Origin of the sequence: Streptomyces roseifaciens, from assembly GCF_001445655.1 — a bacterium.
Lineage (GTDB): Bacteria > Actinomycetota > Actinomycetes > Streptomycetales > Streptomycetaceae > Streptomyces > Streptomyces aureoversilis.
Genome location: NZ_LNBE01000003.1, coordinates 2,213,559 through 2,238,145, shown reverse-complemented (window position 1 = coordinate 2,238,145; position 24,587 = coordinate 2,213,559). Strand labels below are relative to the sequence as shown.

The window sequence follows — 24,587 nt, the reverse complement described above, 5'->3', positions numbered from 1 at the left end:
AAGGGCGGTGCCGGAAGCGTGACGCGCGGAATTCCGGGGCGTGGGATGCACCGCGAGCCTGCCGGTCAGCCGCATTCCCCGGGGCTCAGCAGTAGAGGTTTCCGCCCGGAGCCACACCCAGCATCTGGGCGAATCGCTGGTAGCTGTTCACCCGGCTCTGCACCTGGGCGGGGTTGCGGCCGTCGCACTCCACGGCGCCGTTGATGCTGCGGATGGTCTCCCCGAATCCACGGCTGTTGACCATCGCGTCGTGCGGCGTCATGGTGCCGGGGCCGCGCTGGGTGTTCCAGTACCACAGGGCGGCTTTCCAGGAGACGGCCGCGTCGGTCTGGACGAGCGACGGGTTGTTCAGCAGGTTGATTCCGAGGGCGTCGCCCGCAGCCTTGTAGTTGGAGTTCCAGCTGAGCTGGAGCGGACCGCGGCCGTAATAGGCGGCCTGGCCGGCCGGGCAGCCGTAGGGCTGGTTCCGGTCGCAGTAGTGGGGATAGTTGGCCGTGTTCTGCTCCACGATGTGGACCAGTCCCCCGGTCTCGTGGTCGACGTTGGCCAGGAAGGCCGCGGCCTCCTGCCGCTTGACCTGGTCACTGCCGGTGCCGGCGAATCCCGGGTACGCGGCCAGCGCCGCGATCAGCCCGTTGTACGTGTAGAAGGGGTTCCGGCCCGGGAACATCTGCTGGAACTGGGTCTCCGTCACGGGGAAATTTCCGGTCCCCGGGTTCCCGCCTCCCTGACACGTGTACGGGTCCCAGTACCACGTGCTGATGAGCGGGTCGTAGCCGGGATTCTCGTGTTCGGCGATGTAGTACTTGCCGTCCGTGTACCGGACGACCGTGCCCGCCGGATACCGGGCGCCGGCCGCCCAGTTGGGCGCGTTGTCGCACGGGCCGGCGGCACTCGCCGTGCCGGACGGCACGAGGAGGACCGTGCCGACCAGAGCCAGTACGGCCAGCAGCAAGGTGACGAAGCGGTTTCTTCTCACGGCGGCTCCCATGGGTCCGATCGCTGAGGTGACACTCGCCTACCGAAAGCGCGACGAAGCCAGCGGAAGGTGCTGCCGCCGTCGCCCTTGCGCAGTGAATAACTCTTCAACTTCGTTGTCAACGACATGCATCATGGGCGGCCAAACCAGGTGCATTTGGCAATAGGTTCCGGACAACTGTCGCTGCAGGGACTTGCGTCGGCGTCGTCCCGCATGGCACTCATGGATCGAAAGCCGGACGCGTGCCGAAGAAATGCCGCCGTCCTTCGACTTCCTGACCGGCGAGCCGTGACGGCTCCGCGATGCCGGTTTCCGGGGCGCTCGCTCCACGAGTCCGTGGAGCACACCCGCCCGCCTTTACCCCTGAACGAGGAGAGACCATGCGTGGAAGCAGAGCTGCGCGCTCGGCAGCCGTCGTCCTGGCCGCCGCGGCCACCGGAATTGCCGTCGCTACTGGACCGGCGGCCGCCGACGTTCCGATCGGCCAGCCGATGAACGGAAAGATGACCTACTACACCGACAAGGGATACGGCGCCTGCGGGACGTCCATCGACGCGAACTCCCAGGACCTGGTCGCGGTCTCGCCCTCGTGGTGGACCTCCGCCAATCCCAACAACGACCCTCTCTGCAAGGGCATATCGGTCGAGGTCAGCTACAACGGCAAGACCATCAGGGTGCCGGTCAGGGACAAGTGCCTCTCCTGCGACCGCACCCACATCGACCTCGGCCGACCGGCCTTCCAGAAGCTGGCACCGCTCGACCGGGGCGTGGTCAACGGCATCACCTGGAAGTTCGTGCGCTGAGCACCGCCGGGCGACACCGGGGTCCGTTGAGCCCGCGCGTTCCTCGCGTCCAAGAGCCAGACAGCCACGGCGGGAATCCACCTCTCTTTCCCCACCGGCCCTCCGGCTACATGCTGATGGACGCGCAGGGGCGGCTGGGGAGGAACTCCGGTGCCGTTTCACTCGCACCGCGCGGGCACAGACCTGGTGCAGCCCGTCGTCGACCCGGAATTGCCCCAGATACGTCGGGGGCCGGTCCTGTTGGCAGGGGATGCCTCCCTCCTGGTACGCCCGCACACGGCTTCCGGCGCGACCGAGGCCCTTCGGCTCGGCCGGCGGATGGGGCGCGACCACGTGGAGCACACCAAGTGGATCAACAGCACCAGGGGGTGTTCAACCGTCCTTACCGGACCGCGGGCCACCGGTCGGCAGCGACGGATCCTGGCCGCCATGGACAAACGCATCGCAGCCGCAGCCCTCATGAACTCCCGCCGGCTCACTTCGACAACGTGGACAACATCAACTAAGGTCTGCGGCGACATCGCGTGCCGGTCACCGACTGGGTGAGGCATGGAGGTGTCAGGAGATGCCCTCGGAGGCATTCCTTGACAGTTGAGTTGAACCACACGATCGTCCACGCCCGGGACAACCGGGAGTCCGCAGAGTTCTTCGCGGACCTGCTGGGCCTTGAGATCACCGCAGAGTGGGGCCCGTTCATCGCGGTCGACCTGAGCAACGGCGTCACGCTGGACTTCGCCACGATCCCCGCGGACCGGATCACTCCCCAGCACTACGCTTTCTTGATCTCCGAGGAGGAGTTCGACGCGGCGTACGCGCAGATCAGGCAGCGCGACATAGAACACTACGCCGACCCGCGCCAGGAACGGCCCGGCACGATCAACCACAACGACGGCGGCCGCGGCGTGTACTTCATGGACCCGGCGGGCCACGCCATGGAAATCATCACCGTGCCCTACGGCGGCTGGACCTCGTAAGCACAGGCGTTGAGGGCCGCCCCCCGGCACGGGGTGCGGCCCTCAACCGCTGCTTGTGCCCGGTGTGCTCGCGGTGTCTTAGGGTACGGCGATGGAGATCTTCCATCTGCGCTACTTCGTGGCGGTCGCCGAGAACCTCAGCTTCTCGCAGGCCGCGCGTCAACTGCACATGGCCACATCGCCGTTGAGTCAGCGAATAAGGGACCTGGAGCGCGAGCTCGACCAGCGGCTGTTCGACCGGGATTCGCACCACGTGGCCCTGACCAGCGCCGGCACGGCGTTGCTGCCCGTCGCGAAGGACGTCCTCGGCCGGTTCGACGACATCCCCTGGCAGCTGCGCCGGACCCTGGGGCCCGAGCGGCAGACGGTGTACGTGGGGGTGGTGCCGGCCCTGCACCCGGGGCTGCGGGAGCGGCTGGAGCTGGTCGAGGAGCGCTGTACCGAGGGGTTCGACGTCAAGCGCTGGCCCGGCAACAGCGCGAACCTCGTGAGCGCGGTGCAGCGCGGCGACCTGGCCATGGCGCTGGTGCACCTGCCGGTGCACGCCGAGGGCATCGAGGTGCTGGAGCTGCTGCGCGAGCCGCTGGGCGCGCTGCTGCCGTCCGCCGAGTTCGGCTCGCGGAGCTCGGTGTCGCTGAGCGAGCTCACCGACCACACCTATGTGGCGTCGGCTCCCGGGACGCTCCCGACGTATTTCGACGAGCTCCGGGTGCGCCTGAAAGCCGCAGGAATACGCAAGGAAATCACTCTCAATATCGGGGATTATGCGAGCGTCCGCGAGATCGTGGCGAACGGCTCGGTATTCGGGATCACCCTGCTCAGCGCGAAGAGCGGCGACAGCGAAAACGGGGCGAGCATCGTCCTGCCTTTCCGGGACTTCTCCCCCGCCCTCGCGACGGGGCTGATCTGGCGCCGGGACCGGGCGGAGCCGGACGGCGACCTGCACGAACTGGTGACGGAGGCCGGGGTCGTGTTCACCGGGGCCTCCTGAAAGCCTCGTCCAGGAAACGGCGTGACCGCTGCGGTCACGCCGTTTTTCGCGCTTTGGTGTCACCGATTGCTTGGGTTCCGAGACATCACCGGACTAGCGTTTTCCCAGGACGCGGGAACGCCCCGAAGAGGGTGAGAGATTCACCTTCCCCGTCCCGTTTCCCGTAATGGAGTGGTGATGGAATCCGCAGAATCCGCAGAATCCGAAGAGTTCACAGAACCCGCGACAGGAACAGACGCGCCTGCCGGCCCGCTCGCCGGAGTACGCGTCATCGACATGGCCACCGTCGTGATGGGGCCCTACGCCGCGCAGATCCTCGGCGACCTCGGCGCCGACGTCATCAAGATCGAATCGCCGAACGACACCGTCCGCGTCGGCGCGCTGCACCGCACGCCCGGCATGACACCGCTGAACCTCAACGTCAACCGCAACAAGCGCAGCGTAACGCTCAACCTCAAGGACAAGGGCGAACGCGCCAGGGCGCTGGAGCTGATCGGCACCGCCGACATCCTGATCAGCAACATGCGCATCGACGCCCTGCGCCGCCTCGGCATGGATTACGACAGCCTCGCCGCGGCCCACCCCCGCCTCGTCCACGTCCACGCCCAGGGGTTCCGCCCGGACTCCGACCGGGCCCGGCTGGCCGCGTACGACGAGACGGTGCAGGCCGCCTCCGGGCTGCTGGATCTGGCGCAGCGCGCGGGTGACGTCGGGGCGCCGGTGGTGCTGCCGAGCATCATCGCCGACAAGGTCGCCGCGCTGACGATCGTCTACGCGGCGCTGGCCGCCCTCGTCCACCAGCGGGCCACCGGCCGGGGGCAGCGGGTGGAGGTGCCCATGGTGGACACGCTGCTAGCGTTCAACCTGGTGGAACACCTGCAGGGCCGCACCTTCGAGCCGCCGATGGGACCCACCGGTTTCCCGCTGTCCATGAACAAGGGGCACCGGGCCCGCCCGACCAAGGACGGCCTGGCCATGGTCATCCCGTACAGCCCGCAGAACTTCCGCGACCTGTTCGCCGCCGCGGGCCGTCCCGACCTGGCCGACGATCCGCGTGTGAACGGCGAGTTCATCGACTCGACGCGGGACGGAGAGGCCCTCGCCGAGCTGCTGGAGACGGTGACGCCGCGGCTGACCACGGAGGAGTGGACGGAGGTCTGCACCAAGCACAGCATCCCCGTCGGCCCCGTGCTGCGGCTCGACGAGGCCGCCGAGGACCCGTACGTCCGCGAGGGGCACCTGCTGGACGTCGCCGAGCACCCCAGCGAGGGCGCGTACCGGGTGGTCGGCATACCGCTGGCGTTCTCCGCCACGCCGGCCTCGGTGCGCCGGCACGCGCCGCTTCCCGGCCAGCACACGGAGGAAGTGCTCGCCGAGCTCGACCGCGGTGAGGTGCGGCGATGAGCGCCACGCGCACCGAGGCCATCGGCAGCACGCTCGTCGTCACCATCGACCGGCCCCGGGCCCGTAACGCCGTCAACGCCGAGGTGGCTCTGGGCATCGCCGCCGCCGTCGACCGGCTGGAGTCCGACCCCGGGCTGCGGGTGGGCGTCCTCACCGGCGTGGACGGCACCTTCTGCGCGGGCATGGACCTCAAGGCCGCCGCCCGGGGCGAGCAGGTGACCGTTCCCGGCAAGGGCTTCGCCGGACTCGTCGAGGCCCCGACGGCCAAGCCGCTGATCGCGGCCGTCGAGGGCCACGCCCTGGGAGGGGGCTTCGAACTGGCCCTGGCCTGCGACCTGGTGGTCGCCGCCGAGGGCGCCCGCTTCGCCCTCCCCGAGGTCAGGCGCGGACTGATCGCCGGTGGCGGTGGAGTCGTACGGCTCCCCCGGCGCGTCCCCCACCACTTGGCGATGGAACTGCTGCTGACCGGCCGCACCGTCACCGCCGGACGCGCCCGCGAGCTGGGCGTCGTCAACCACCTCACCCCGGACGGCGGAGCACTGCCGGCCGCGCTGGAGCTCGCCGAGGAGATCGCGGCCAACGCGCCGCTGGCCCTGGCCGCCGTGAAGAGGACCGTCCGGCTGGCCGACGGCGCGCCGGAGTCGGAGGCGTTCGCCGCGCAGGCCGCCGAGGCCGGAGCGCTGCTGCGCTCGGCCGACTTCGCCGAGGGGGTGCGCGCCTTCACCGAGAAGCGCGCCCCGCAGTGGAGCGGACGATGAACCGCGCACGCATCCTGGAAACGCTCAGTACCCCCGTAACGGCGCCCGCGTACGCCCCCGTCGCCGCTCGTTTCACCGATCGCGAGTACCTCAGCATCGTCTACCGCACCGACCCCGAGGCGCTGCGGGCCGTGGTGCCCGAGCCGCTGCGGGTCGACGAACCGCTGGTGCGGTTCGAGGTGATGAAGATGACGGACGTCACGGCCTACGGCCCGTACGTCGAGGCCGGGCAGGCGATCCCGGTGCGGTTCGGGGACGAGCGCGGCGACTACCTGCACGCGATGTACCTGGACAGCTTCGCCGCCACCGCCGCGGGCCGCGAGGTGAGCGCCTATCCGAAGGCGATGGGCACGCCGGCCCTGTTCGCCGACCACTCCGCGCTGGTCGGGACGCTGGACTACGGCAGCGTGCGGGTCGCCACCGCGACGATGGGCTACAAGCACCGGCCGCTCGCCCCGGAACTCGCCCGCGAGCAGATCGCCGTGCCCACGTACATGCTCAAGGTCGTCCCCGGCTACGACGGCACCCCGCGCGTCTGCGAGCTGGTCCGCACGCGGATCACCGATCTCGTGGTCAAGGAGGCCTACACCGGCCCCGCGCGGCTGCAGCTCTTCGAGCACGTGCTGGCGCCGCTGGCGGACCTGCCGGTACGCGAGATCGTCTCGGCCGGCCACATCGTCACGGATCTCACGCTGGACAAGGCCGTTCCCGTCCACGACTACCTGACCGAGGAAGACGCCTCATGACCCCCGAGTGGAAGACCGTCACCGTCGTCGGCGCCGGCACCATCGGCCTCGCGTGGGCCGCGCTGTTCGCCTCGCACGGAATCGAGGTGACCGTCACCGATCCGCGCGACGACCTGGACGAGGCCGTCGACGACGCACTGCCGATGCTCGCCGTCGGACTGCCCGGCAGCGACGCGGCCGGACTGCGCGGCCGCATCCGCACCACCCACGACCTGGCCGAGGCCGTGACCGGAGCGCGGCTCGTCCAGGAGAACGGCCCGGAGAACCTGGAGTTCAAGCAACGGCTGTTCGCCGACATCGCCCGGCACGCCCCGGCCGACGCGGTGCTGGCCACGTCCAGCTCCGGGATCGTCGCCTCCCGGATCGCCACCGGACTGCCGGACGAGGTCGCCGCGCGGCTGCTGGTCGCGCACCCCTTCAATCCGCCGCACCTCGTGCCGCTCGTGGAGATCGTGCCGGGCGAGCGCACCGCGGAGGACGTCGTCGCGGCGGCCGTCGCCTTCTACCGGGCCCTGGGCAAGACCCCCGTGCGGCTGCGCAAGGAGATCCCCGGATTCACGGCGAACCGGCTGCAGAGCGCGGTGCTCCAGGAGGCGGTCCACCTCGTTGTCACTGGGGTGGTGGACGCCGGGGAGCTCGACACCGTGATGAAGGCGTCGCTGGGCGGCCGCTACGCGGCCGTCGGCCCCTTCGAGAGCTTCCACCTCGGCGGCGGTCCCGGCGGCATCCGCCACATGATGCAGCACCTGGGCCCAGGCCTCGCCGAGGGCTGGCTGCGCCTGGGCCGCCCGGAGCTGGACGACGACGCCGTCACCACGATCGTCCATCAGACCGAGGCAGCGTACGGACACGGCCCCGAGGCGTACCGGGAACGCGCCCTGCTCCGCGACCGCAAACAGCTCGCCCTGACCGCCGCGCTGCGCCGCGCCGACCACGGCTGAACCTTTCACGAAGGAGTCATCGATGCCCAAGCCCGCCATCGTCACCCCCGATTTCTTCGGCTTCGCCGGCCTGCTCAGCGATGCCGAGCAGGCCGAGCTGGCCACCATTCGCGATTACTTGGAAAGCGAGATCAAGCCGCTGACCCAGAACGCCTGGGACCGGGCGGAATTCCCCTTCGAGGCGGTCGGGAAGATGGCCAAGCTCCGGCCGGCCGGATACGCCTACCCCGAATTCGGCGACGGCCGCCCGCGCAGCGAGCTCTTCTCCGGCTTCCTCACCATGGAACTCAACCGCGTCGACCCGTCACTGGCGGTGTTCTCCGGGGTCCACACCGGTCTGGCGATGGGCAGCATCCGCGGTGGCGGAAGCCCGGAGCAGCGCGAGCGCTGGCTGCCGGACATGGCCGCGATGAACAAGATCGGCGCATTCGCCCTGACCGAGCCCGAGGGCGGCTCCGACGTCGCGGGCGGCATGCGCACCACCGCCCGGCGTGAGGGAGACACCTGGGTCCTCGACGGCGCCAAGCGGTGGATCGGCAACGGCACCTTCGCCGATGTCGTCGTGGTCTGGGCGCGCGACGCCGCCGATGGCAACGTCAAGGGCTTCGTGGTGGAGAAGGGCACCCCCGGTTTCACCGCCACGAAGATCGAGGGCAAGATCGCGCTGCGGACCGTGCAGAACGCCGACATCGTCCTCGACGGGGTACGGGTCCCCGAGGCGAACCGCCTGCAGCGCATCGACAGCTTCCGCGACACGGCCGCCGTCCTGGCCCACACGCGGGGCGGCGTGGCCTGGCAGGCGCTGGGGATTGCAGTGCGCGCCTATGAGCTGGCCCGTGGATACGCCGTCACGCGCGTGCAGTTCGGCAGGCCCATCGGCTCCTTCCAGCTGGTCCAGGACCTCCTGGTGAAGATGCTCGGCAACATCACCGCGATGTTCGGCATGGTCGTCCGTCTCAACCAGCTGGTCGCCGCCGGCCGGGGCAGCGCCGAACAAGCCGCACTCGCCAAGGCGTTCACCACCACCCGCATGCGCGAATGCGTCGCCTGGGCCCGTGAACTCTTCGGCGGAAACGGCATCGTCCTCGACTACGAGATCGCCAAGTTCTTCGCGGACGCCGAGGCCGTCTACTCGTTCGAGGGCTCCCGTGAAATGAACACCCTCATCGTCGGCAAGGCCGTCACCGGGCACAGCGCCTTCGTGTGACGAGCGGGCGCGGCCGGGTGGGGCCGGGCCCTTGGGTGCCGGGACACCTCATGGGCATCCCGGGTAACTGAGGGCCTCGTTCCGCAAGATGACTGGTATTACTGACGCATGCAGGAAGAGACCGCGCAGTGTGCGATCGATACGTTCATCTCGGCGTTCAACGCCTCGGACGACAGGTATGTGACCACTCTGCTGGCCCAGGCCCTGACGTCGGACGTGATCCTCTGGGGGCCGTTGGGGCGCAGCGAGGGGATCGAGGCAGTCGAGCGCTTCGTACGGGAAATCCGGCACCATCCGGCAGGAACCGGCACGATGACCCGTTGCTCGGGAGTGGACATGCCAGACGAGTGGGCCCGGTATCAGTGGGTCTTCACCACACCTGACGAGGGCCCCCGTCTGGCAGGAACGGACGTCGTCCACCTGCGGCGAAACCTCATCGATCAGATCATCGTCTTCGCAGGAGACACCCAGCCTCTCCCCTGAACACCCACGCGTCTCTTCCGCCGTCGTCACCCCGACCTGCTGGCCGCCCCGAATCCGCGCCGCGGTGCTGGGCCTGCTCGGCGTGCACGGGCTGGCGGAGACCGCCGCCCGGGTCACCGTGCCGGTTCAGTTCCTGCTCCAATGGGACGATACGCGGTGCCCAGGGACCGTGCCCTGGCGCTGTTCGACGCGCTGGGCTCGGCCGACAAGACACTGCACGCCAACCCGGGCAACCACGGCACCGGCAACTCCGTGTCCGACGGACAGGCTGCAACGCGACGCTCGTGAAACCGGGCAACAGCGCGTCAGATCACGGGTTCCCCCGACCATGAAAGAAGGCGCTGTGGACACGCGCCTCACCGGCCCAAGCGAGCAGCCTTGTTCTCACGTCGTGCGAAGACGTCCTCACGGCGGTCCGCCATCTGCCGCAGAGCGTCCTTGCGGTCCCGCTTGGAGAGTCGGTCGAGGTATGTCTGGCCGACGAGGTGGTCGGTTTCATGCTGCAGGCACCGTGCGAAGTAGCCCATTCCCTCGATGACAAGGGGGTTGCCGTCCTTGTCGAATCCACGAACGACGGCACGATCGGTGCGGGAGACCGTCATGGTGGCACCGGGTACGGACAGGCAGCCCTCGGATTCCTCCACCAGCCGGCGGCCGGCTGGAGCGGGCAGGTCCAGGACGGGGTTGATTATGTGGCCGACATGCCTGACCCCGAGTTCGTCCGGGCAGTCATAGACGAACAGCTGCAGGTCGACGCCTACCTGATTGGCCGCCAGGCCCGCACCGTCGGCCACATGCATGGTCAGGAACATGTCGTCGATCAACGCCGACAACTCGGGAGTGCCGAATTCGGTCACCTCCCGGCACGGGCGGCTCAGGACCTCCTCGCCCACCACCGTGATCCGGCGCACCGATCCCCGTTCCGCCTCCGGCGACAGAGCGGGATACGAGTCGACCGGTTGGCCCTGCACACGGACTCGCCGGTCCACGGGACGGGACTGGTCGTGACCAACAGACATCGCTGTCTCCTCTTCTGCGTACGCCACATGCGCCGCGGCCGCCTTCACCGCGGCCTGGCGTCTCCGGGCAGGAACCGCTTGCCAAGATCTTTGCAAAGTAGCAGACTTTGCAAAGTGACTGAAGACGACCTCAACTCCCCGCCCGACCGGACCCGGCACACCGGCGACGCACTGCGCGAGCACGAGGTCCGCACGGCGCTGCTGGACCTGCTCGCCGAAGTCGGCACCGTCACGGCGACCGAAGCCGCCGCCCGGCTGGGCTACAGCTCCGGGCTCTGCTCGTTCCACCTTCGACAGCTCGCACGCCACGGACACATCGAGGAAGCCCCTCACCACGGCGGCCGCGCACGCCCCTGGCGCCTGAAGCAGCGCAACCCCAACCCTGGTGCGTCAGCGGAGGGGCAGTTCGGCGACCTGGCCCGAGGGCTGGAGGACGAGAGCTGGCAGCGATGGCTCGCCCAACGCGACCACGCGCCGGCCGAATGGCGTCACGACGAAGCCTTCAGCGCCATCGCCTACCTGACTCCCGAAGAGATGAGCCGGGTCGCGGACACCATCCGGCGGGCACTCGCCCCCTACCAGGACCGCGAACAACGCCCCCTGGCCCGGCCCGACGGCGCCCGACCGGTGGCCCTCATCACCCGGCTGTTCCCCCTGCTCCCCCACGCGGCGGACGAGGCGGACGAGGCGGACCAGGCCTGAGAGGGCTGAAGGAACGGCACAACGGGTCCTGTTGCCTGCCCCGACGGCACGCCTCGCGTCCTCGCGCGCGTCGGGCGGGCTTCCGGGCGTGGAGTCGGGTCTACTCGTCACCGTGCAGATCACTCAGAAGATCAAGCCCTTCCTCTGGTACGACGGGCAGGCCGAGGAGGCCGCCGCCCACTACGTCTCGATCTTCGACGACTCGCGCATCGTCGAAGTACAGCACTACGGCGAGGCGGGGCCGGGCGCACCGGGTTCCGTCATGACCGTCGAGTTCACGCTCGCGGGCCAGCACTTCGTCGCCCTCAACGGAGGGCCGGAGTTCACCTTCACCGAGGCCGTCTCCTTCAGCGTCGACTGCGCGGACCAGGGGGAGGTCGACCGGCTCTGGGGCCGGCTGAGCGAGGGCGGGGAGGAAGGCCCCTGTGGCTGGGTCAAGGACAAGTACGGCCTGTCCTGGCAGATCACCCCGCGCCGGCTCATCGAACTGCTGACCGACCCGGATCGGGCCGCGGCCAACCGCGTCATGCAGGCCATGCTGGGGATGCGCAAGATCGACATTCAGGGGCTGGAAGACGCCTACCGGGGCTGAAGAGACAGACAGGGCAAGCCCATGAGGATCTTCGCCTTGAAGAAGTACGCCGCGGCCGCCGCACTCTCCGTGCTCTGCGCCTTGCTGCCCCCGGAGTCCGCCCCGGCCGCCGGACCGCCGCGCGTAGTGGACGCACGCCCCGCAGACGCCCTCAACACGGCCTTCGGGACCTACGCCGACCATGACCGGTCACCGCACCACTGGACCGGCGGAGACAGCACGTACTCCGTGCCGACCCCGGCCGGTGAACTGTGGGTGTTCTCCGATACGTTCCTCGGCACCGTACGGCCCGACGGTTCGCGCTCCCCCACTGTCGGCGAGGGCGGGACGACCCCCTTTCTGCACAACAGCTTCGTCCTGTGGACCGCGCGTGGCCCGCGCACGGTGACCGGCCGGGACCGGGCCGGACAGCCCGCCTCCCCGATGACCGGCTCGGACCACGAGTCCTGGTACTGGGCACGCGCAGGCATCCCCGACGGTCACGGCGTGAGCGTGGTCTACGCCCGCTACACCCGAACCGGAAGCGGTCCCCTGGACATCGCCTGGCGAGACAATGTGCTGGCCAGGTTTCGCGCCGGCGCGTACGGCCGAGCGGTGTCCGTGACCCCGCTGCCGTCCTCCGCCCGCATCGCGTGGGGTGCCTGGCTGGAATCGCAGGGCGGGTTCACCTACATCTACGGGACCGAGCGCACCGCCGAAGGCCGCAGCCACCTGCGGCTCGCCCGGGTCGCCGGACGTGATCTGCGGCGTCCCTGGCAGTACTGGACCGCGCGCGACGTCTGGTCCGGTCGTGAGGCGGACGCCGGCCGGCTGGCCGGTCCCGGAGGTGCGCTGTTCACCTCGGACGAGCTCAGCGTGGTGCGGCGCGGATCCTGGTACGCGCTGGTGACCCAGCGCGCGGATGTGCCGTTCAGCGCGGAGACTCAGATTGCCTGGTCCCGCTCCCCCGGCGGCCCCTTCACCCGGCCCCGGACGGTGTACACGGCGCCGGAAGCCGGGCCGAAGGGCACGTACCGCAACCCGAATGTCATCGCCTACAACCCCCACGAGCATCCGGAACTCGAACGCGGCAGCCGTGACATCGTGCTCTCCTACAACGTCAACAGTCTCGCCCCGGCCGACGTCATCCGCCGCGCCGACATCTACCGGCCCCGGTTTCTGCGCCTCACTCTCTCGCCGTACTGAACCAGTGCCGCCGTTGACCCTGTCCCTGTCCCTGTCCCTGTCCCTGTCCCTGTCCCTGCCTACTACTGCATGATCGACCGTGGCAGGTGGGACGGCGTGCCGACGCAGGCGTAGATCTGGAGGGTCCACCACCCGCGGCCGACAGTCACCACCGTGGGCGTGTGGGTGGCGTACGGATGTCCGTCCACGTCCTCGACCGGGCACCAGGTCCTGCTTGATCCGCCCCATTCTTTGCTGTCCACGGTCAGCAGTGCCTCCACGGGCCCGCCGCACTCACCACATAGGAGCTCGTCGGGGCCCGGGGGGTGGCCGTAGGTGACGTGCGAGGGCCAGCCGCCCAGCTTCCAGCCGGGAGCGACGGACAGGGCTCCCTGGTAGTCCACCGACCGCTCCTCCGCCCAGGCCTCCACGCGCTTCGCCTGTTCGCCCGTGAGGAGATGCACGGGCGGGAACTCCCGGACCTGTTCCGGATGCAGCACACAGGGCGTCGGTACGTGATCGCTCTGGTCGACGTAGGCGGGCTCGGGCGGATCGGTCAGGATCTCCCGCACGTCCGAGGACCGACGCCACCGCAGTTGTACGGCACCGGAGCACCCTTCGATGTCCTCGAACGGGGACCACAGCACCTGAAGCATTTCCGTCCCCTCGGGGCACGGGAGTCCGGGTACGTCCCGGGCGTAGAGCTGCACGAGCGGAATCAGGGGCAGCGGCCCGTCCGGCAGCACTTCCTCCGGGTACCAGACTCTGGTCCGGCGGAAGTCTTCCCTCTCCTGCTCGGTCAGCCCGTCTTCTCCGATCCCCCGTGCCCTGCGGACGTCCGCCAGCGTGGTCAACGGACCATAGGCCACGTATGCAGGCTCGTACTCCGGCCAGGGCTCGCCCGCCGGCCACAGCAGCGGACCGCCCACCGAGCTTTCATGGACGGTGGGGGCACCCCGGCGCGGGTGCAGGCGGATGGCCGTCCTGGCCAGGCCCGCCAGCTCCGGAAGCTCGGCCGCCACATCCAGCGGGCGCGGCGGTGTCGTGCGTGTCAACGTTCCCCCTCTTTCCAAGGCCGACGCCGAATCCAAACACACGCCCGCGCGCGGGGCGGCCCGGGGCCGTACCGGGCGGCGACCCCCTGTGCTCTCCGGCGGCAGCGGCACAACCGGATCAGTTGACAACGTCAACCATTGAGGTTTACCTTCACCGCATTACTTGAGTGCATGAATCATCTATGCCCTTAAATTCTACTGCTCGTCCTCTGGAGCCCCCGTCATGCCTTCCGCACTCTTCGTCGTCACCGGCGCCGCCCACTGGACGCTGGCCGACGGCACCCTGCACCCGACCGGATTCTGGGCGGAAGAGCTCGCCGAGCCCCACCGGATCTTCCGTGAGGCCGGCTACCGGATCACCATCGCGACACCCGGCGGCGTCGCCGCCCCGGTCGACCCGGTCAGCCTGAGCGCCGACGCCAACGGCGGCCGGGAGCGGGCCGGCCTCCTCGCCGCCTACCTCGACGCCATCAAGGCCGAGCTCGGCACCCCGGCGGCGCTGGAAGAAGTCGACCCGGACGACTACGACCTGGTCTTCTACCCCGGCGGCCACGGCCCGATGGAGGACCTCGCCCTCGACTCCGCCTCCGGCCGGATCCTCACCCGCACCCTCGACTCGGGCAAGCCGCTCGCCCTGCTCTGCCATGCGCCCGCCGCATTGCTCGCCGCCCGCCGTGACGACGGCAGCCGGCCGTTCGCCGGGTACCGGATGACCGCGTTCAGCAACGCCGAGGAGGCCGCAGCCGGCTTCGCCGACCGGGCCTGCTGGCTGCTCGAGGACCGCCTGAACGGGCTCGGCGCCGACTTCGTCGCCGCGGAGCCGTTCACCCCGCACATCGTCATCGACCGCAACCTCTACACGGGCCAGAACCCGGCCTCCTCGGCAGAGCTGGCCCACGCCCTGGTCGCCGTGCCGACCACCGGAGGGATCGCCGGACGGGACGGCGCGCCGGATGTCGCGCCCGCCACCGATCCGGCCGGCACGGTGGCCCGGCTGCGAGCCGGGTTCGCCACCGGCCGTACGAAGCCCCTGGCCTGGCGGCTCGGCCAACTGCAGGCACTTCGCACGCTCCTCACGGAACAGGCCGACGTACTCCTGGCCGCCCTCCGTGCCGACCTCGGTAAGGGCCCGAAGGAGGCCTACCGCACCGAGATCGGCTTCACGCTGAACGAGCTGGACCACACCGTCGCGCACCTCGCGGAGTGGCTGACTCCCCGGCCGGCCCCCGTTCCCGAAGCCTTTCGGCCGGCCGAAGCGCGCGTGGTCCGTGACCCGCTCGGTGTGGTGCTGGTCATCGCGCCCTGGAACTATCCGCTGCAGCTCGCGCTGACCCCGCTGGTGGGTGCGCTGGCCGCGGGCAACGCGGTCGTGGTCAAGCCCAGCGAGCTGGCACCGGCAACGTCGGCAGCCCTCTCCCGGCTGCTGCCTCGGTATCTCGACCCGCAGGCCGTCGCGGTCGTGGAGGGTGCCGTCGCGGAGACCACCGCGCTGCTGGAAGAGCGCTTCGACCACATCTTCTACACCGGCAACGGCACGGTCGGGCGCATCGTGATGGCCGCGGCCGCCCGTAACCTGACTCCCGTGACCCTGGAGCTGGGCGGCAAGAGCCCCGTGCTGGTCGAGCCCGGCGTCGACCTGGAGGCCACGGCCGAGCGGCTCGTCCGCGGCAAGTTCCTCAACGCCGGTCAGACGTGCGTCGCGCCCGATTACGTACTCGCCATCGGTGACACCGCCGCCGCGCTCGAAGGGCACCTGGCCGCAGCCGTCCTGGCGCAGTACGGCCAGGACCCGTCGGCCGAAGAGGAGTACGGGCGGATCGTCAACGAGCGGCACTTCGACCGGCTGACCGGACTTCTGGGCGAGGGCCGCATCGTCACCGGCGGGGTGCACGACCGGGCGAACCGCTACCTCGCCCCCACCGTGCTCGCGGACGTCTCCCCGGAGGCACCGGTGATGCAGGAAGAGATCTTCGGGCCCATCCTGCCGGTGATCGGCGTGCCCGACCTGGACGCCGCGATCGCCTTCGTCAACGAGCGTGACAAGCCGCTCGCCCTGTACGCCTTCACAGACTCGGCGCGGACCAAGCAGCGCTTGGCCGACGAGACCTCCTCCGGCGCCCTGGCCTTCGGCCTGCCCGTCTCCCACCTGGCCGTACCCGACCTGCCGTTCGGCGGCGTGGGCGAGAGCGGCATGGGCCGCTACCACGGCGAGTACTCCATCGACACGTTCAGCCACGCCAAGGCCGTACTCGACAAGCCACTGGCCTGACGGCCTGCCCCGCACTCCCCCGGCATACGAGCACCCGAGCACCAACGCCAGAAGGGCACCAGACATGAACCCAGCCCAGCACGCCACGGCTGTCGCGGCCGAGACCGCCCGCTTCGTCGCCACAGTGAAGGGAGCCGACCCCGCCACCCCGGTGCCGTCCTGCCCCGGCTGGACCCTGGCCGACCTGACGCGTCACACCGGCAGCGTGCACCGCTGGTTCAGCGTCCTGCTGAGCCGGCGCATCCAGCAGCCGCCGACCAGTCGCGAGGTGGAACTGCACCTGCCGGAGCAGCCCGACGGCTATCCGGACTGGCTGACCATGGGTGCCACGGAGGCCGCACAGGTGTTCGCCGCCACGGACCTGGACGCGCCGATGTGGGCCTGGGGACTCGACCAGCACGCCCGGTTCTGGGTCCGCCGCATGCTCTTCGAGACGCTGGTGCACCGGGCCGACGCCGAGCTCGCACTCGGGCTGTCGCCGCACATCGACCGCGTCCTGGCGGTGGACGGCATCGACGAGTTCCTCACCAACCTGCCGTTTGCCTCCTTCTTCGCGCCCGGGACCGCCGAACTGCGCGGCCCTGACCGGACCATTCGCTTCGGCTGCACGGACGGCGACGACGAAGGCGACGACTGGCTGATCCACCTGCGCCCCGACGGCTTCGGGCTGGTGACCGGCGACGCCCGGTCCCGCACGGCGGACGCCACGGTCCGGGGCACGGCCGCGGACCTGCTTCTGCTCCTCTACGGCCGCCTGGACCGCAACAGCGACGCCTTCGAGCTGCTCGGCGACCGGGACCTGATCGCCCACTGGTTCGCTCACTCGGCCTTCTGACGACCTCGTACGTCGCCGGCCGGCCACGACATACCGGCCGAGAAGCGGCCTGCCGTGCCACCGGCACGGCAGGCGCTCGCGCGTCGAAGGTGTCGCCGCGGCCCGGACGGTCAGGCCAGGTTCTTCTCCAGTGCGGCGACGTACTTGCGGATCGAGTGGTCGCGCAAGGCGTCGCTCGCGGGCGCGAAGGCGTCCGCCGTCAGGCCCTTCGCCCGGTCGGCGAGGCCGCCGAAGAGCGACATGGTCTCGTGGACCTTGCCCGCGGAGTCGATGTACCGCAGGGCCTCGGCGTGGGTGTACGCGGGCTCGGGCGGCAGCTGCGGCACGATGTCGTTGTTGTTCACGAACCGGAAGAGGCGCTGCTTGAAGCCCTTGTTGCACGCGGCCGCCAGCAGCCGGTCGCACGTACGGGGCTGGCCGTAGGTGTAGACGCCGTCGGCCAGCAGTTTCGGCTCCTCCAGATACAGCCGTGCACCGGCCAGCATGGCCAGGGCACCGCCCAGGCTGTGGCCGGTGAACCACACGGTCTGACCGTTCGTCCGGTACTCGTGGAGGGTGTCCTTCACCTCCGGGAAGATGGATTCCAGGGCCTGGCCGAAGCCGTAATGGATGTAGCCCGTCTTCGCCGGGCCCGGCCAGGGCGGGGTCGTCGCGTCGGAGAGCCAGTCGCGGATCTGTGCGGGTTCCGTGCCCCGGAAGGCCGTGATGATCATGTCGTCGCTGGCCATCGTGAAGGCCTGGGAGTCCTCCAGCGGGAAGGGCGGCGTGAACCGCGTCCTGTGGTGGCGCACCCGGTCGAAGCCCCAGTTCCGCGCCTGTTTCTCGATGGTGGCCTCGTCCTTGTAGGAGAGGTCGGCCGCCTGGGCCAGCCAGTAGGCGTGGGCCAGGCTGTAGGTGCGGGCCTTGTGGTCGATCGCGGTGGGCACGGGCACGGGAGGCTCCCTTTCACGGGCCGGTGACATGGGGACGTCGCATCACAGCCGTTACCGAAAGACATGCGCATCAAAGAAATCCTGTACCACTTTCCCCTGAAAGTGGGAGCACAGTGGCGTTTCCAGGACAGCCCAGGGGCGCCCCCTCGGCCTCCCTACCGGTAGACCATGTCCCGGCGGCCGGGGTCACCGGCCACGTTGGCCACGAACAACCCCATGTCGAAGTCCTCGGCCTCGGCGAAGGCCGTGGGGTCGTCTTCCGGGTCGATCAGGGTGTCCGGGGCGGGGTAGGCGAGGGTGGTCGTGCCGACCGTCAGCAGGCAGCGTTCTGCGGACTGTTCGTGCCGGATCTCCAGGCCGCCGTCGAGGGCGACGTCCCGTTCCCCCAGCCGCAGGCGGAGGCCGCCGGCCGTGCGGTAGAGCACGACCGGGACCCCGCCCAGCTCGCCGTAGTGACCGGCGGGCACCTGCCCCGGCGGCGGGGAACCGGCCCGTGTGCGCGGGCCGAGCTCGCCGCTCGCCGGGTCGAATGCGGCCACTTCGTCGAAGCGGTCGAAGGACCGCACCATGATGCTCATTCCTGCTTCTTCCCCAGTCCGAGATCCTGCCCGCCGGTGCGGGTCGCGCTCTCGATGATCTGCTCCCACGTCTTGCCCTTGGCCCGGAGCCAGTCGATCGTCGGCCCCAGCTTGTCACCGTACTTCTGCAGGTTCCGCTGGTAGATCTCGCTCCGCAGCGGTTCGGGGGTGAGGTCCTTGTACTTCACGCCCAGGTCGCGGCGGGCCTTGTGCAGGGTGCGCGCGATGGTCTCCTGGGTGGCGCCGGCCGCCCGCATCGACGCCGCCTGCTGGGACAGGGCCTCGACCTCGTTGATGTACGCCTGGCGCAGCGGCGGCGGTCCACCGCCGCCCTTGCCCGGCTTGGGCGAGATGCCCTCGGAGCCGAGGACGCTGGTCTCCTCCCGGGCGACCTTGCGCTGCCAGCCGCGCAGTCCGCCGAGGCCGACGAGGGCGACCTGTGCGGCGAGTTCGTCGGCGGCCTTGCGGTAGACCTCGGAGAGCTCTTCGCAGCCCTGTTTCGAGAAGTGGTACGAGGCGCGGTAGAGGGTGTAGGCCGGGCGTACGGGGACGTATTTGTCGAAGAAGCCGCCTGCGCCGCCGTTCTTGCCGGTGAAGGCGTTGTAGAGGTCGCCGACGAACTCGAAGGGCATTTTCAGGCCCTGGACGAAGCCGTCGCCGAAGACCTCGACGCCCTCGCCGAAGGAGTCGATGTGGTCGTCGTCGGGGTCGCCGGCCTTGAGGCCGGTGGGGTCGGTGAAGCGGGTGGGGGTGTTGTTGGCGTAGGCGTACGTCGAGACGTACGGGTCGTGGACGGCTGCGGGTGCCGGGTCCTTGGCGGTGAAGCGGCCGGTGGCCGGGTCGTAGTCGCGTGCCCTGAGGTAGAGGCCGGCCGCCGGGGTGGCGGGTTCGGCGTAGCCGCCGGCGAAGGTGAAGGGGTTGGCGGGCGGGTTCTTGGCGACGTCGGTCCGCTCGGTCTCGCCGAACGCCCCGTAGGTGTAGCTGCTCTGGGCGGCTCCTGCCGCGTCGGTGGTGTCGGTGACCGATCCGAGCTGGTCGTGGTGGTGGAAGAGGGTGCCGCCGGGGCCGGTCTGCGCCTGGACCTGGGAGAGGGGGTTGTACTGGTACTCGGTGCTCAGGGCGCCCTCGGCGTCGTACTCGGTGCCGGCGGTGGCGAGCGGGCCGTTGACGTCCCAGGTCGTGGTGCGCAGCCGCTTGCCGGCCTTGCTCGCCGTGACGCGGTTGCCGTCGGCGTCGTACCCGAAGGTGTAGGTCTCGGAGCCGGAGGAGCCGGAGGTGACCGAGGCGAGGCGGCCGGCCGCGTCGTAGCGGAAGGTGTCGTCCCCGGCGCCGGTGCGGTTGCCGTCGGCGTCGTAGGTGAAGCCGCGGGTGGTGGACCCGGCGGCGGCCGAGGTGAGCTGGTCGGCGTTGTCGTAGGTGTACGAGGTGGTGATGCCGTTGCGGCTCTGGGTCTTGCGGTTGCCGACGGGGTCGTAGCTGTAGGTGGTGGCTGCGTCCGCGGCGGGGCAGGCGTCGGCCTTGGTAGCGGAGGTGCAGTCGGTGAGGAGGCGGCCGGCGGGGTCGTAGCCGTAGTAGCGGTAGCTGTCGGGCTGTCCGGCGCGGGTGGTCGCGACCCGGGTGGGCCGGCCGGACGGGTCGAGGGTCAGCTGCCGGCCGGACAGGACGGTGCCGCCCTTGGCGCTGATGACGGAGGTGAGGCGGCCGGCGTTGTCGTAGGCGCGCTTCTCGGTGTGGCCGTTGCCCGCGGGCAGGGTGGTGGCGGCGAGGTGCCCGGCGGGGTCGTAGTCGTAGGTGATGGTTCCGGCCGCGCCGGTCTGGGTGGTCCGGCGGCCGTCGGCGTCGTAGCCGTAGCCGGCCTTCGAGCCGGAGGCCGGGTTCGTGGCGTCGGCCGCGTCGGTGAAGCGCCCCTTGCCGTCGCCCTTCCAGGTGCGCAGCCGGGAGCCGGCCGCCGCGACGATGCCGGGCCGGTCCGAGGGGCCGGTGCGGGCGAGGAGCGGGATGCCGTACGGGGTCCAGTCGTCGGACTGCAGGATGTACGTGCCGAAGCCGCCGGTGCCGTTGCCGGGGTAGAAGCGCAGCTTGTGCGCGGCGGTGTCGACGGCGAGGAAGTCCTGCTTGCCGTCGCCGTTGAACTCGCCCGGCACGAGGTGCATGGCTCCCCAGCCCGCTCCGAGGTCGGTGCGGGTGCCGATGCCCCCCTTGCCGTCACCGGGGTAGAGGTAGAGGTGCCCGTCTCCGGGGTTGACGGCGAGGATGTCGGGCTTGCCGTCGCCGGTGTACTCCAGGAGCGCGATGCGGTAGGTGCCCCAGCCGCTGCCGAGGTCGGTGCGGGCCCCGAAGCCGCCCTTGCCGTCACCGGGGTAGAAGTAGAGCCGGTTTGCGCCGGAACTGACGGCCAGGAGGTCCGGCTTGCCGTCCTTGTTGAAGTCCCCGGCGGTCAGGGTCATCGGGCCCCAGCTCGCGCCGAGGTCGGTCGGCGCGGCGAAGCCGCCCTTGCCGTCGCCGGTGTAGCGCCACAGGTGGCCGGTGGCCTTGTCGACGGCCAGCAGGTCCGGCTTGCCGTCGCCGGTGAACTCGACGGTCAGGACCTGCTGGAAGCCGGTGCCGGACCCGGTGAGCGTGCTGCCCCCGGCGAAGGTGCCGTCGGCGCGGCCGAGGAAGGTGCGCACGCCGCTCTTGGCGTCGGTGGCGACGACGTCGGTGGTGCCGTCGCCGTCGAGGTCGGCGGTGGCGGTGAGGGCCGAGCCGCTCCAGTCAAGCGGCTTGGGGGCCGTGTAGTCGACGGTGCGGGAAGTCAGGCGCCCGGCGTCGTCGTAGGTGTAGCCGTAGGCGCCCTTGCCTGCCCCCGGGGTGACGCCGGTCAGCCGGCCGGCCGGGTCGTAGGAGTAGGACCGGGTGCCGGTGGCGTCGGTGACGGACTTGCGGCGGCCGAGGGCGTCGTAGGCGAGGGTGGTGCCGGGGGTGTCGTCGGTGAAGGCCGTCGCGGTGGGCAGGCCGCGGGGGTCGATGGTGACGGTGGCGGTGGTGCCGCGGGCGTTGGTGATCCGGTTGGTGTTGCCGTCGGCGTCGTAGCCGAAGGTCTTCTTGCGGCCGAGCGGGTCGGTGATCCCGGTGCGACGGCCCGCGTCGTCGTAGGCGAAGCTGGTGGTGTGCCCCTTGGGGTCGGTGCGGGTGGCGAGGTCACCGGCCGTGTTGTACGTGTAGGCGGTGACGGCTCCGTCGGGGCCGGTGACCTTGGCGACGCGTCCGAGCTCGTCGTACGCGGTTCTGGTGACCTTGCCGAGCGCGTCGGTGGCGGAGACGACGTGACCCAGCGCGTCGTAGCCGGTGACGGTGGTGCCCCCGAGGGGGTCGCGCACCTTGGTCACGTTGCCGGCTTCGTCGTAGGTGTAGGCCGTGGTGAAGTCGGCCGGGTTCGCGCCCTGGGCGTTGCCGCGCGGGTCGGTCTGTGCGGCGGTGCGCCCGTCGTCGTCGTACGCCCAGGTGGTCTTCCGGCCCAGAGGGGTGGTCTCGCTGGTGCGGTGGCCGTCGGCGTCGTAGCCGTAGTCGCTCTTGTTGCCGAGCGGGTCGGTGACGGTGTCCGTCAGGCCGGTGCCGGTGTACGTGTAGCGGGTGACCTTCCCGAGTGCGTCCGTGACGGTGACGATGTTGTCGTTCGCGTCGTAGCTGGTTTTGGTGACCTGCTTGAGCGGGTTGGTGACCGAGACGGGCCGGCCGAGGGCGTCGTAGCCGGTGGTGGTGACGGCTCCGCTGGGATCGGTGACGGTGGTGCGGTTGCCCGCGGCGTCGTAGCCGTAGCTGGTGGTGTAGGCCGCGGCGTTGGCGCCCTGGGCGTTGCCGCGGGCGGAGACCTCGGCGATCAGGCGGTTGGCCTTGTCGTAGGTGTAGGTCGTCTTGTTGCCGAGGGCGTCGGTGACGGCCGTGAGGTTGCCGTTGGCGTTGTAGGCGCGGGTGACGGCCTTGCCGGCCGGGTTGACGGTCTTGGTGAGGCGGTTCTCGCCGTCGTACTCGTAGGCGGCGGTGCGGCCGGTCGCGTCCTTGACCGAGGTGAGCCGGCCCACGCCGTCGTAGCCGTAGACGGTGGTGTGCCCCAGCGGGTCCTTGGCGGTGCGCAGCAGGCCTCGGCCGTCGTAGGTGTAGGCCGTGGTGAAGTCGGCCGGGTTCGCGCCCTGGGCGTTGCCGCGGGGGTCGGTCTTCTCGGTGATCCGCCCGGCCGCGTCGTGGCGGAAGGTGGTCTTCTCGCCGAGGGGGGTCGTCACGGCGGTGCGGTTGCCGACCGCGTCGTGGTCGTAGGTGACGGTCTTGCCACGCGGCGTGCGCACGCTCGCGACGGACCCGAGCGGGGAGTAGGTGTAGGTGACCGTCCCGCCGTCCGGGTCCGTGCTGGTCTCGAGCTGGTTGCCGGAGGTGTAGGTGTACTTCGACGTCTTGCCGCGGCCGTCGGTGTGGCTGGTGACGTTGCCGGCGCCGTCGTAGGTCCAGCTCTCGGTGTAACCCGCGGAGGCCGGGGCCTTGCGGGTGAGCATCCGCCCGGCGCCGTCGTAGGTCATCTCGGTGGTGTTGCCGAGCTGGTCGGTGATGGACACCGGGCGCAGCTGCCGGTCGTAGGCGTAGGAGACGGTCTTGCCGTACGGGTCGGTGCTCTCCATCAGCACGTTGCCGGAGTAGACGTCCGTCCAGACGCCGCCGTTGGGGTCGGTGACGTGGGACTCGCGCTTGTTGTCCCAGGTGAGGGTGGTGGTCTTGCCCGCGCTGTCGGTCTGGGACTTCACCCGGCCGCCGGCGTCGTAGGCGTTGGTCACCTTGCCGCCCTCGGCGTCGGTGAAGGTGGCCAGGCGCTTGGCGCCGTCGTAGGTGTAGGCGGAGGTCCTGCCGAGCTGGTCGGTGGCGGAGGTGAGCAGGCCGCCGGTGTAGCCGTAGGTGACGGTGGTGTTGTCGGGCAGTGCCGCCTTGGTCAGCAGGCCGGCGCCGTCCACGGTGAACTCGACGGTGCGGCCGGCGGTGTCCTTCACGGTCGCGGGGCGGCCGGACGCGTAGCCGATGGTGAGGCCGTGGCCGCTCGCGTCGGTGACGGCGGTGAGCTGACCGGAGGCGTTGTAGGTGCGCCGGGTGTGGTCGATCGAGGTGAGGACGTACGAGGAGCCCGACTTGGCGAGCTTCAGGACCGATCCGGCAGGGGTGGTGTAGGCGCCGTTCGACAGCTTGAAGACGACCTGGGCGCCGTCGTCCGTCTGGAGCGTGGCCCTGTCCGAGGCGAGGGTGAGTTTGCTGTCGAAGGGGGTGGACCAGCCGCGGCCGAGCAATCCGGTGGCCGCCGAGTCGGAGCGGTAGTAGCGGTCGAGCGAGAAGGGCTTGCCTGCGCCGGCGAGGGCGGCATCGGTGATCTTCTCGTAGTACATGCCGGTGGCGGTGTTGATGGGGTCGGCGCGGTGCTCCTGGGCGTAGCACGTGCACAGTCCGGCCTGGGCACCGGGGATGTCGGGGGTGTAGAAGGCCTCGACGAAGGGCGAGCTGGTGCCGCCGGGGCTGGAGGATCCGTCGGTGGCGGTGAGGAAGATCCAGGCGTAGTACTTCTTGCCGTCCTTCAGGTGACCGTTCAGCAGGCTGGAGGTCCACCAGAAGCACTGGTCGGCGGGGTAGGAGTTCTTGGGCCACCAGCCGTAGCACCAGGCTCCGCTCTCGAGGTACCTGCCCCGGGGGTCGCCGTCGGCCTTCTTGATCTCCTGCTGGAGGACCGGCTTCTTCTCCTCGTCCATGACGTAGAGCCACATGCTGGAGAGCTTGGCGGCGTCGATGCCGGAGAACTTCACCTGCCCGCCGATGGACAGCATGCCGGGGTAGGCGGAGGCGTAGGCGGACACCCAGTCCGGGTTGGGCGCCGTGCCCGCGGGTGCTTTGAGGCCCGGGGCGCCCCTGGTGCCCTTGGCGGAGGCCGCCGGGCCCTTCTGCAGGGTCCCGGCGGGCGGGCTCTCGGGCTTCGCCGACCGGGCCGGCGGGCGGGGCCGGACGAACTCACGCATCGGGCCGGTGCCGCCGCGATTGGCGTCGAGCTGCTTGCGCCGCTCGGGCAGGGTCATCGGCCGGGGAGGCTTGGGCAGGTCCTTCGCGGTACGGGTCAGGAGTGGAGATGCCGGTATGGGGGGTGGTGCGGCCCG

The 24,587-nt window shown here is 70.2% G+C and carries 20 protein-coding genes and 2 pseudogenes; 16 read left to right on the top strand and 6 right to left on the bottom strand.

Annotated elements, in window-relative coordinates:
* Nucleotides 1-85: 85 nt before the first annotated feature.
* Nucleotides 86-991, bottom strand: a complete 906-nt coding sequence (locus tag AS857_RS15370; protein WP_058043651.1) for a glycoside hydrolase family 19 protein — start codon at nt 989-991, stop codon at nt 86-88.
* A 368-nt stretch (nt 992-1,359) separates the two neighbouring features.
* Here AS857_RS15370 and AS857_RS15365 point away from each other — a divergent pair, with 368 nt between their 5' ends.
* From AS857_RS15365 to AS857_RS37620, 10 genes and pseudogenes are all read left to right on the top strand, one after another.
* A complete protein-coding gene (locus tag AS857_RS15365; RefSeq protein ID WP_058043650.1) occupies nt 1,360-1,782 on the top strand; it encodes a cysteine/serine endopeptidase inhibitor in 423 nt (140 codons plus the stop codon).
* A 584-nt stretch (nt 1,783-2,366) separates the two neighbouring features.
* Nucleotides 2,367-2,756 carry a VOC family protein gene (locus AS857_RS15360; protein WP_058043649.1) on the top strand — a complete coding sequence of 130 codons (390 nt, stop codon included), beginning with the start codon at nt 2,367-2,369 and terminating at the stop codon, nt 2,754-2,756.
* A gap of 91 nt (nt 2,757-2,847) precedes the next feature.
* Nucleotides 2,848-3,747, top strand: a complete 900-nt coding sequence (locus AS857_RS15355) for a LysR family transcriptional regulator (protein WP_058043648.1) — start codon at nt 2,848-2,850, stop codon at nt 3,745-3,747.
* Between the two features lie 177 nt (nt 3,748-3,924).
* Nucleotides 3,925-5,151 carry a CaiB/BaiF CoA transferase family protein gene (locus AS857_RS15350; RefSeq protein WP_058043647.1) on the top strand — a complete coding sequence of 409 codons (1,227 nt, stop codon included), beginning with the start codon at nt 3,925-3,927 and terminating at the stop codon, nt 5,149-5,151.
* Nucleotides 5,148-5,909, top strand: coding sequence for a crotonase/enoyl-CoA hydratase family protein (locus AS857_RS15345; RefSeq protein WP_058043646.1), 762 nt, complete (start codon nt 5,148-5,150; stop codon nt 5,907-5,909). The genes AS857_RS15350 and AS857_RS15345 overlap by 4 nt, the downstream gene beginning before the upstream one ends.
* The gene (locus tag AS857_RS15340) at nt 5,906-6,655 is read left to right on the top strand and encodes an acetoacetate decarboxylase (RefSeq protein ID WP_058043645.1); all 750 of its coding nucleotides are present in this window, start codon (nt 5,906-5,908) and stop codon (nt 6,653-6,655) included. Before AS857_RS15345 ends, AS857_RS15340 begins: the two co-directional genes overlap by 4 nt.
* A complete protein-coding gene (locus tag AS857_RS15335; RefSeq protein ID WP_058043644.1) occupies nt 6,652-7,596 on the top strand; it encodes a 3-hydroxyacyl-CoA dehydrogenase NAD-binding domain-containing protein in 945 nt (314 codons plus the stop codon). The genes AS857_RS15340 and AS857_RS15335 overlap by 4 nt, the downstream gene beginning before the upstream one ends.
* Nucleotides 7,597-7,618: 22 nt before the next feature.
* Nucleotides 7,619-8,803 carry an acyl-CoA dehydrogenase family protein gene (locus AS857_RS15330; protein ID WP_058043643.1) on the top strand — a complete coding sequence of 395 codons (1,185 nt, stop codon included), beginning with the start codon at nt 7,619-7,621 and terminating at the stop codon, nt 8,801-8,803.
* Between the two features lie 108 nt (nt 8,804-8,911).
* Complete coding sequence (locus tag AS857_RS15325) at nt 8,912-9,286, top strand: hypothetical protein (RefSeq protein WP_058043642.1); 375 nt, start codon at nt 8,912-8,914, stop codon at nt 9,284-9,286.
* A gap of 46 nt (nt 9,287-9,332) precedes the next feature.
* Nucleotides 9,333-9,574: pseudogene (locus tag AS857_RS37620) on the top strand (hypothetical protein); the annotation flags it as partial.
* Nucleotides 9,575-9,642: 68 nt separating this feature from the next.
* Here the strand turns inward: AS857_RS37620 and def are convergent.
* The gene (def, locus tag AS857_RS15320; protein WP_058044169.1) at nt 9,643-10,305 is read right to left on the bottom strand and encodes a peptide deformylase; all 663 of its coding nucleotides are present in this window, start codon (nt 10,303-10,305) and stop codon (nt 9,643-9,645) included.
* A 114-nt stretch (nt 10,306-10,419) separates the two neighbouring features.
* Between def and AS857_RS15315 the strand changes: the two genes are divergently transcribed.
* From AS857_RS15315 to AS857_RS15305, 3 genes are all read left to right on the top strand, one after another.
* On the top strand, nt 10,420-11,007 hold the full coding sequence (locus AS857_RS15315; protein WP_058043641.1) for a helix-turn-helix domain-containing protein: 588 nt from the start codon (nt 10,420-10,422) through the stop codon (nt 11,005-11,007).
* Nucleotides 11,008-11,119: 112 nt separating this feature from the next.
* Entirely contained in the window at nt 11,120-11,599 is a 480-nt protein-coding gene (locus AS857_RS15310) for a VOC family protein (RefSeq protein WP_216823978.1), read from the top strand.
* A 21-nt stretch (nt 11,600-11,620) separates the two neighbouring features.
* Complete coding sequence (locus tag AS857_RS15305) at nt 11,621-12,784, top strand: hypothetical protein (protein ID WP_058043640.1); 1,164 nt, start codon at nt 11,621-11,623, stop codon at nt 12,782-12,784.
* 62 nt (nt 12,785-12,846) lie between these two features.
* Here AS857_RS15305 and AS857_RS15300 read toward each other — a convergent pair whose 3' ends face one another.
* Nucleotides 12,847-13,818 (bottom strand): YwqG family protein, encoded by a 972-nt coding sequence (locus AS857_RS15300; protein WP_063804259.1) that lies wholly within the window; start codon nt 13,816-13,818, stop codon nt 12,847-12,849.
* Between the two features lie 223 nt (nt 13,819-14,041).
* On the opposite strand from AS857_RS15300, the pseudogene AS857_RS40415 reads away from it, so the two are divergent.
* The 3 genes and pseudogenes from AS857_RS40415 to AS857_RS15290 form a co-directional block, all read left to right on the top strand.
* Nucleotides 14,042-14,725, top strand: a pseudogene (locus AS857_RS40415) (type 1 glutamine amidotransferase domain-containing protein); the annotation flags it as partial.
* A gap of 21 nt (nt 14,726-14,746) precedes the next feature.
* Nucleotides 14,747-16,087 carry an aldehyde dehydrogenase family protein gene (locus AS857_RS15295; RefSeq protein ID WP_058044167.1) on the top strand — a complete coding sequence of 447 codons (1,341 nt, stop codon included), beginning with the start codon at nt 14,747-14,749 and terminating at the stop codon, nt 16,085-16,087.
* A 64-nt stretch (nt 16,088-16,151) separates the two neighbouring features.
* The gene (locus AS857_RS15290; protein WP_058043638.1) at nt 16,152-16,922 is read left to right on the top strand and encodes a maleylpyruvate isomerase family mycothiol-dependent enzyme; all 771 of its coding nucleotides are present in this window, start codon (nt 16,152-16,154) and stop codon (nt 16,920-16,922) included.
* Nucleotides 16,923-17,032: 110 nt separating this feature from the next.
* Here AS857_RS15290 and AS857_RS15285 read toward each other — a convergent pair whose 3' ends face one another.
* The 3 genes from AS857_RS15285 to AS857_RS41910 form a co-directional block, all read right to left on the bottom strand.
* Complete coding sequence (locus AS857_RS15285) at nt 17,033-17,854, bottom strand: lipase family protein (protein WP_245699852.1); 822 nt, start codon at nt 17,852-17,854, stop codon at nt 17,033-17,035.
* Nucleotides 17,855-18,009: 155 nt separating this feature from the next.
* Nucleotides 18,010-18,432 carry a hypothetical protein gene (locus AS857_RS15280; protein WP_058043637.1) on the bottom strand — a complete coding sequence of 141 codons (423 nt, stop codon included), beginning with the start codon at nt 18,430-18,432 and terminating at the stop codon, nt 18,010-18,012.
* Nucleotides 18,429-24,509: an FG-GAP-like repeat-containing protein gene (locus AS857_RS41910; protein WP_058043636.1), complete on the bottom strand. Its 6,081-nt coding sequence runs from the start codon at nt 24,507-24,509 to the stop codon at nt 18,429-18,431. The genes AS857_RS15280 and AS857_RS41910 overlap by 4 nt, the downstream gene beginning before the upstream one ends.
* Between the last annotated feature and the right edge of the window lie 78 nt (nt 24,510-24,587).

Bases quoted from the DNA above. Each gene is read 5' to 3' on its own strand.
- AS857_RS15370 (WP_058043651.1), bottom strand. From the start codon at position 991: ATGGGAGCCGCCGTGAGAAGAAACCGCTTCGTCACCTTGCTGCTGGCC.
- AS857_RS15365 (WP_058043650.1), top strand. From the start codon at position 1,360: ATGCGTGGAAGCAGAGCTGCGCGCTCGGCAGCCGTCGTCCTGGCCGCC.
- AS857_RS15355 (WP_058043648.1), top strand. From the start codon at position 2,848: ATGGAGATCTTCCATCTGCGCTACTTCGTGGCGGTCGCCGAGAACCTC.
- AS857_RS15350 (WP_058043647.1), top strand. From the start codon at position 3,925: ATGGAATCCGCAGAATCCGCAGAATCCGAAGAGTTCACAGAACCCGCG.
- AS857_RS15345 (WP_058043646.1), top strand. From the start codon at position 5,148: ATGAGCGCCACGCGCACCGAGGCCATCGGCAGCACGCTCGTCGTCACC.
- AS857_RS15340 (WP_058043645.1), top strand. From the start codon at position 5,906: ATGAACCGCGCACGCATCCTGGAAACGCTCAGTACCCCCGTAACGGCG.
- AS857_RS15335 (WP_058043644.1), top strand. From the start codon at position 6,652: ATGACCCCCGAGTGGAAGACCGTCACCGTCGTCGGCGCCGGCACCATC.
- AS857_RS15330 (WP_058043643.1), top strand. From the start codon at position 7,619: ATGCCCAAGCCCGCCATCGTCACCCCCGATTTCTTCGGCTTCGCCGGC.
- AS857_RS15325 (WP_058043642.1), top strand. From the start codon at position 8,912: ATGCAGGAAGAGACCGCGCAGTGTGCGATCGATACGTTCATCTCGGCG.
- def (WP_058044169.1), bottom strand. From the start codon at position 10,305: ATGTCTGTTGGTCACGACCAGTCCCGTCCCGTGGACCGGCGAGTCCGT.
- AS857_RS15305 (WP_058043640.1), top strand. From the start codon at position 11,621: ATGAGGATCTTCGCCTTGAAGAAGTACGCCGCGGCCGCCGCACTCTCC.
- AS857_RS15290 (WP_058043638.1), top strand. From the start codon at position 16,152: ATGAACCCAGCCCAGCACGCCACGGCTGTCGCGGCCGAGACCGCCCGC.
- AS857_RS15280 (WP_058043637.1), bottom strand. From the start codon at position 18,432: ATGAGCATCATGGTGCGGTCCTTCGACCGCTTCGACGAAGTGGCCGCA.
- AS857_RS41910 (WP_058043636.1), bottom strand. From the start codon at position 24,509: ATGACCCTGCCCGAGCGGCGCAAGCAGCTCGACGCCAATCGCGGCGGC.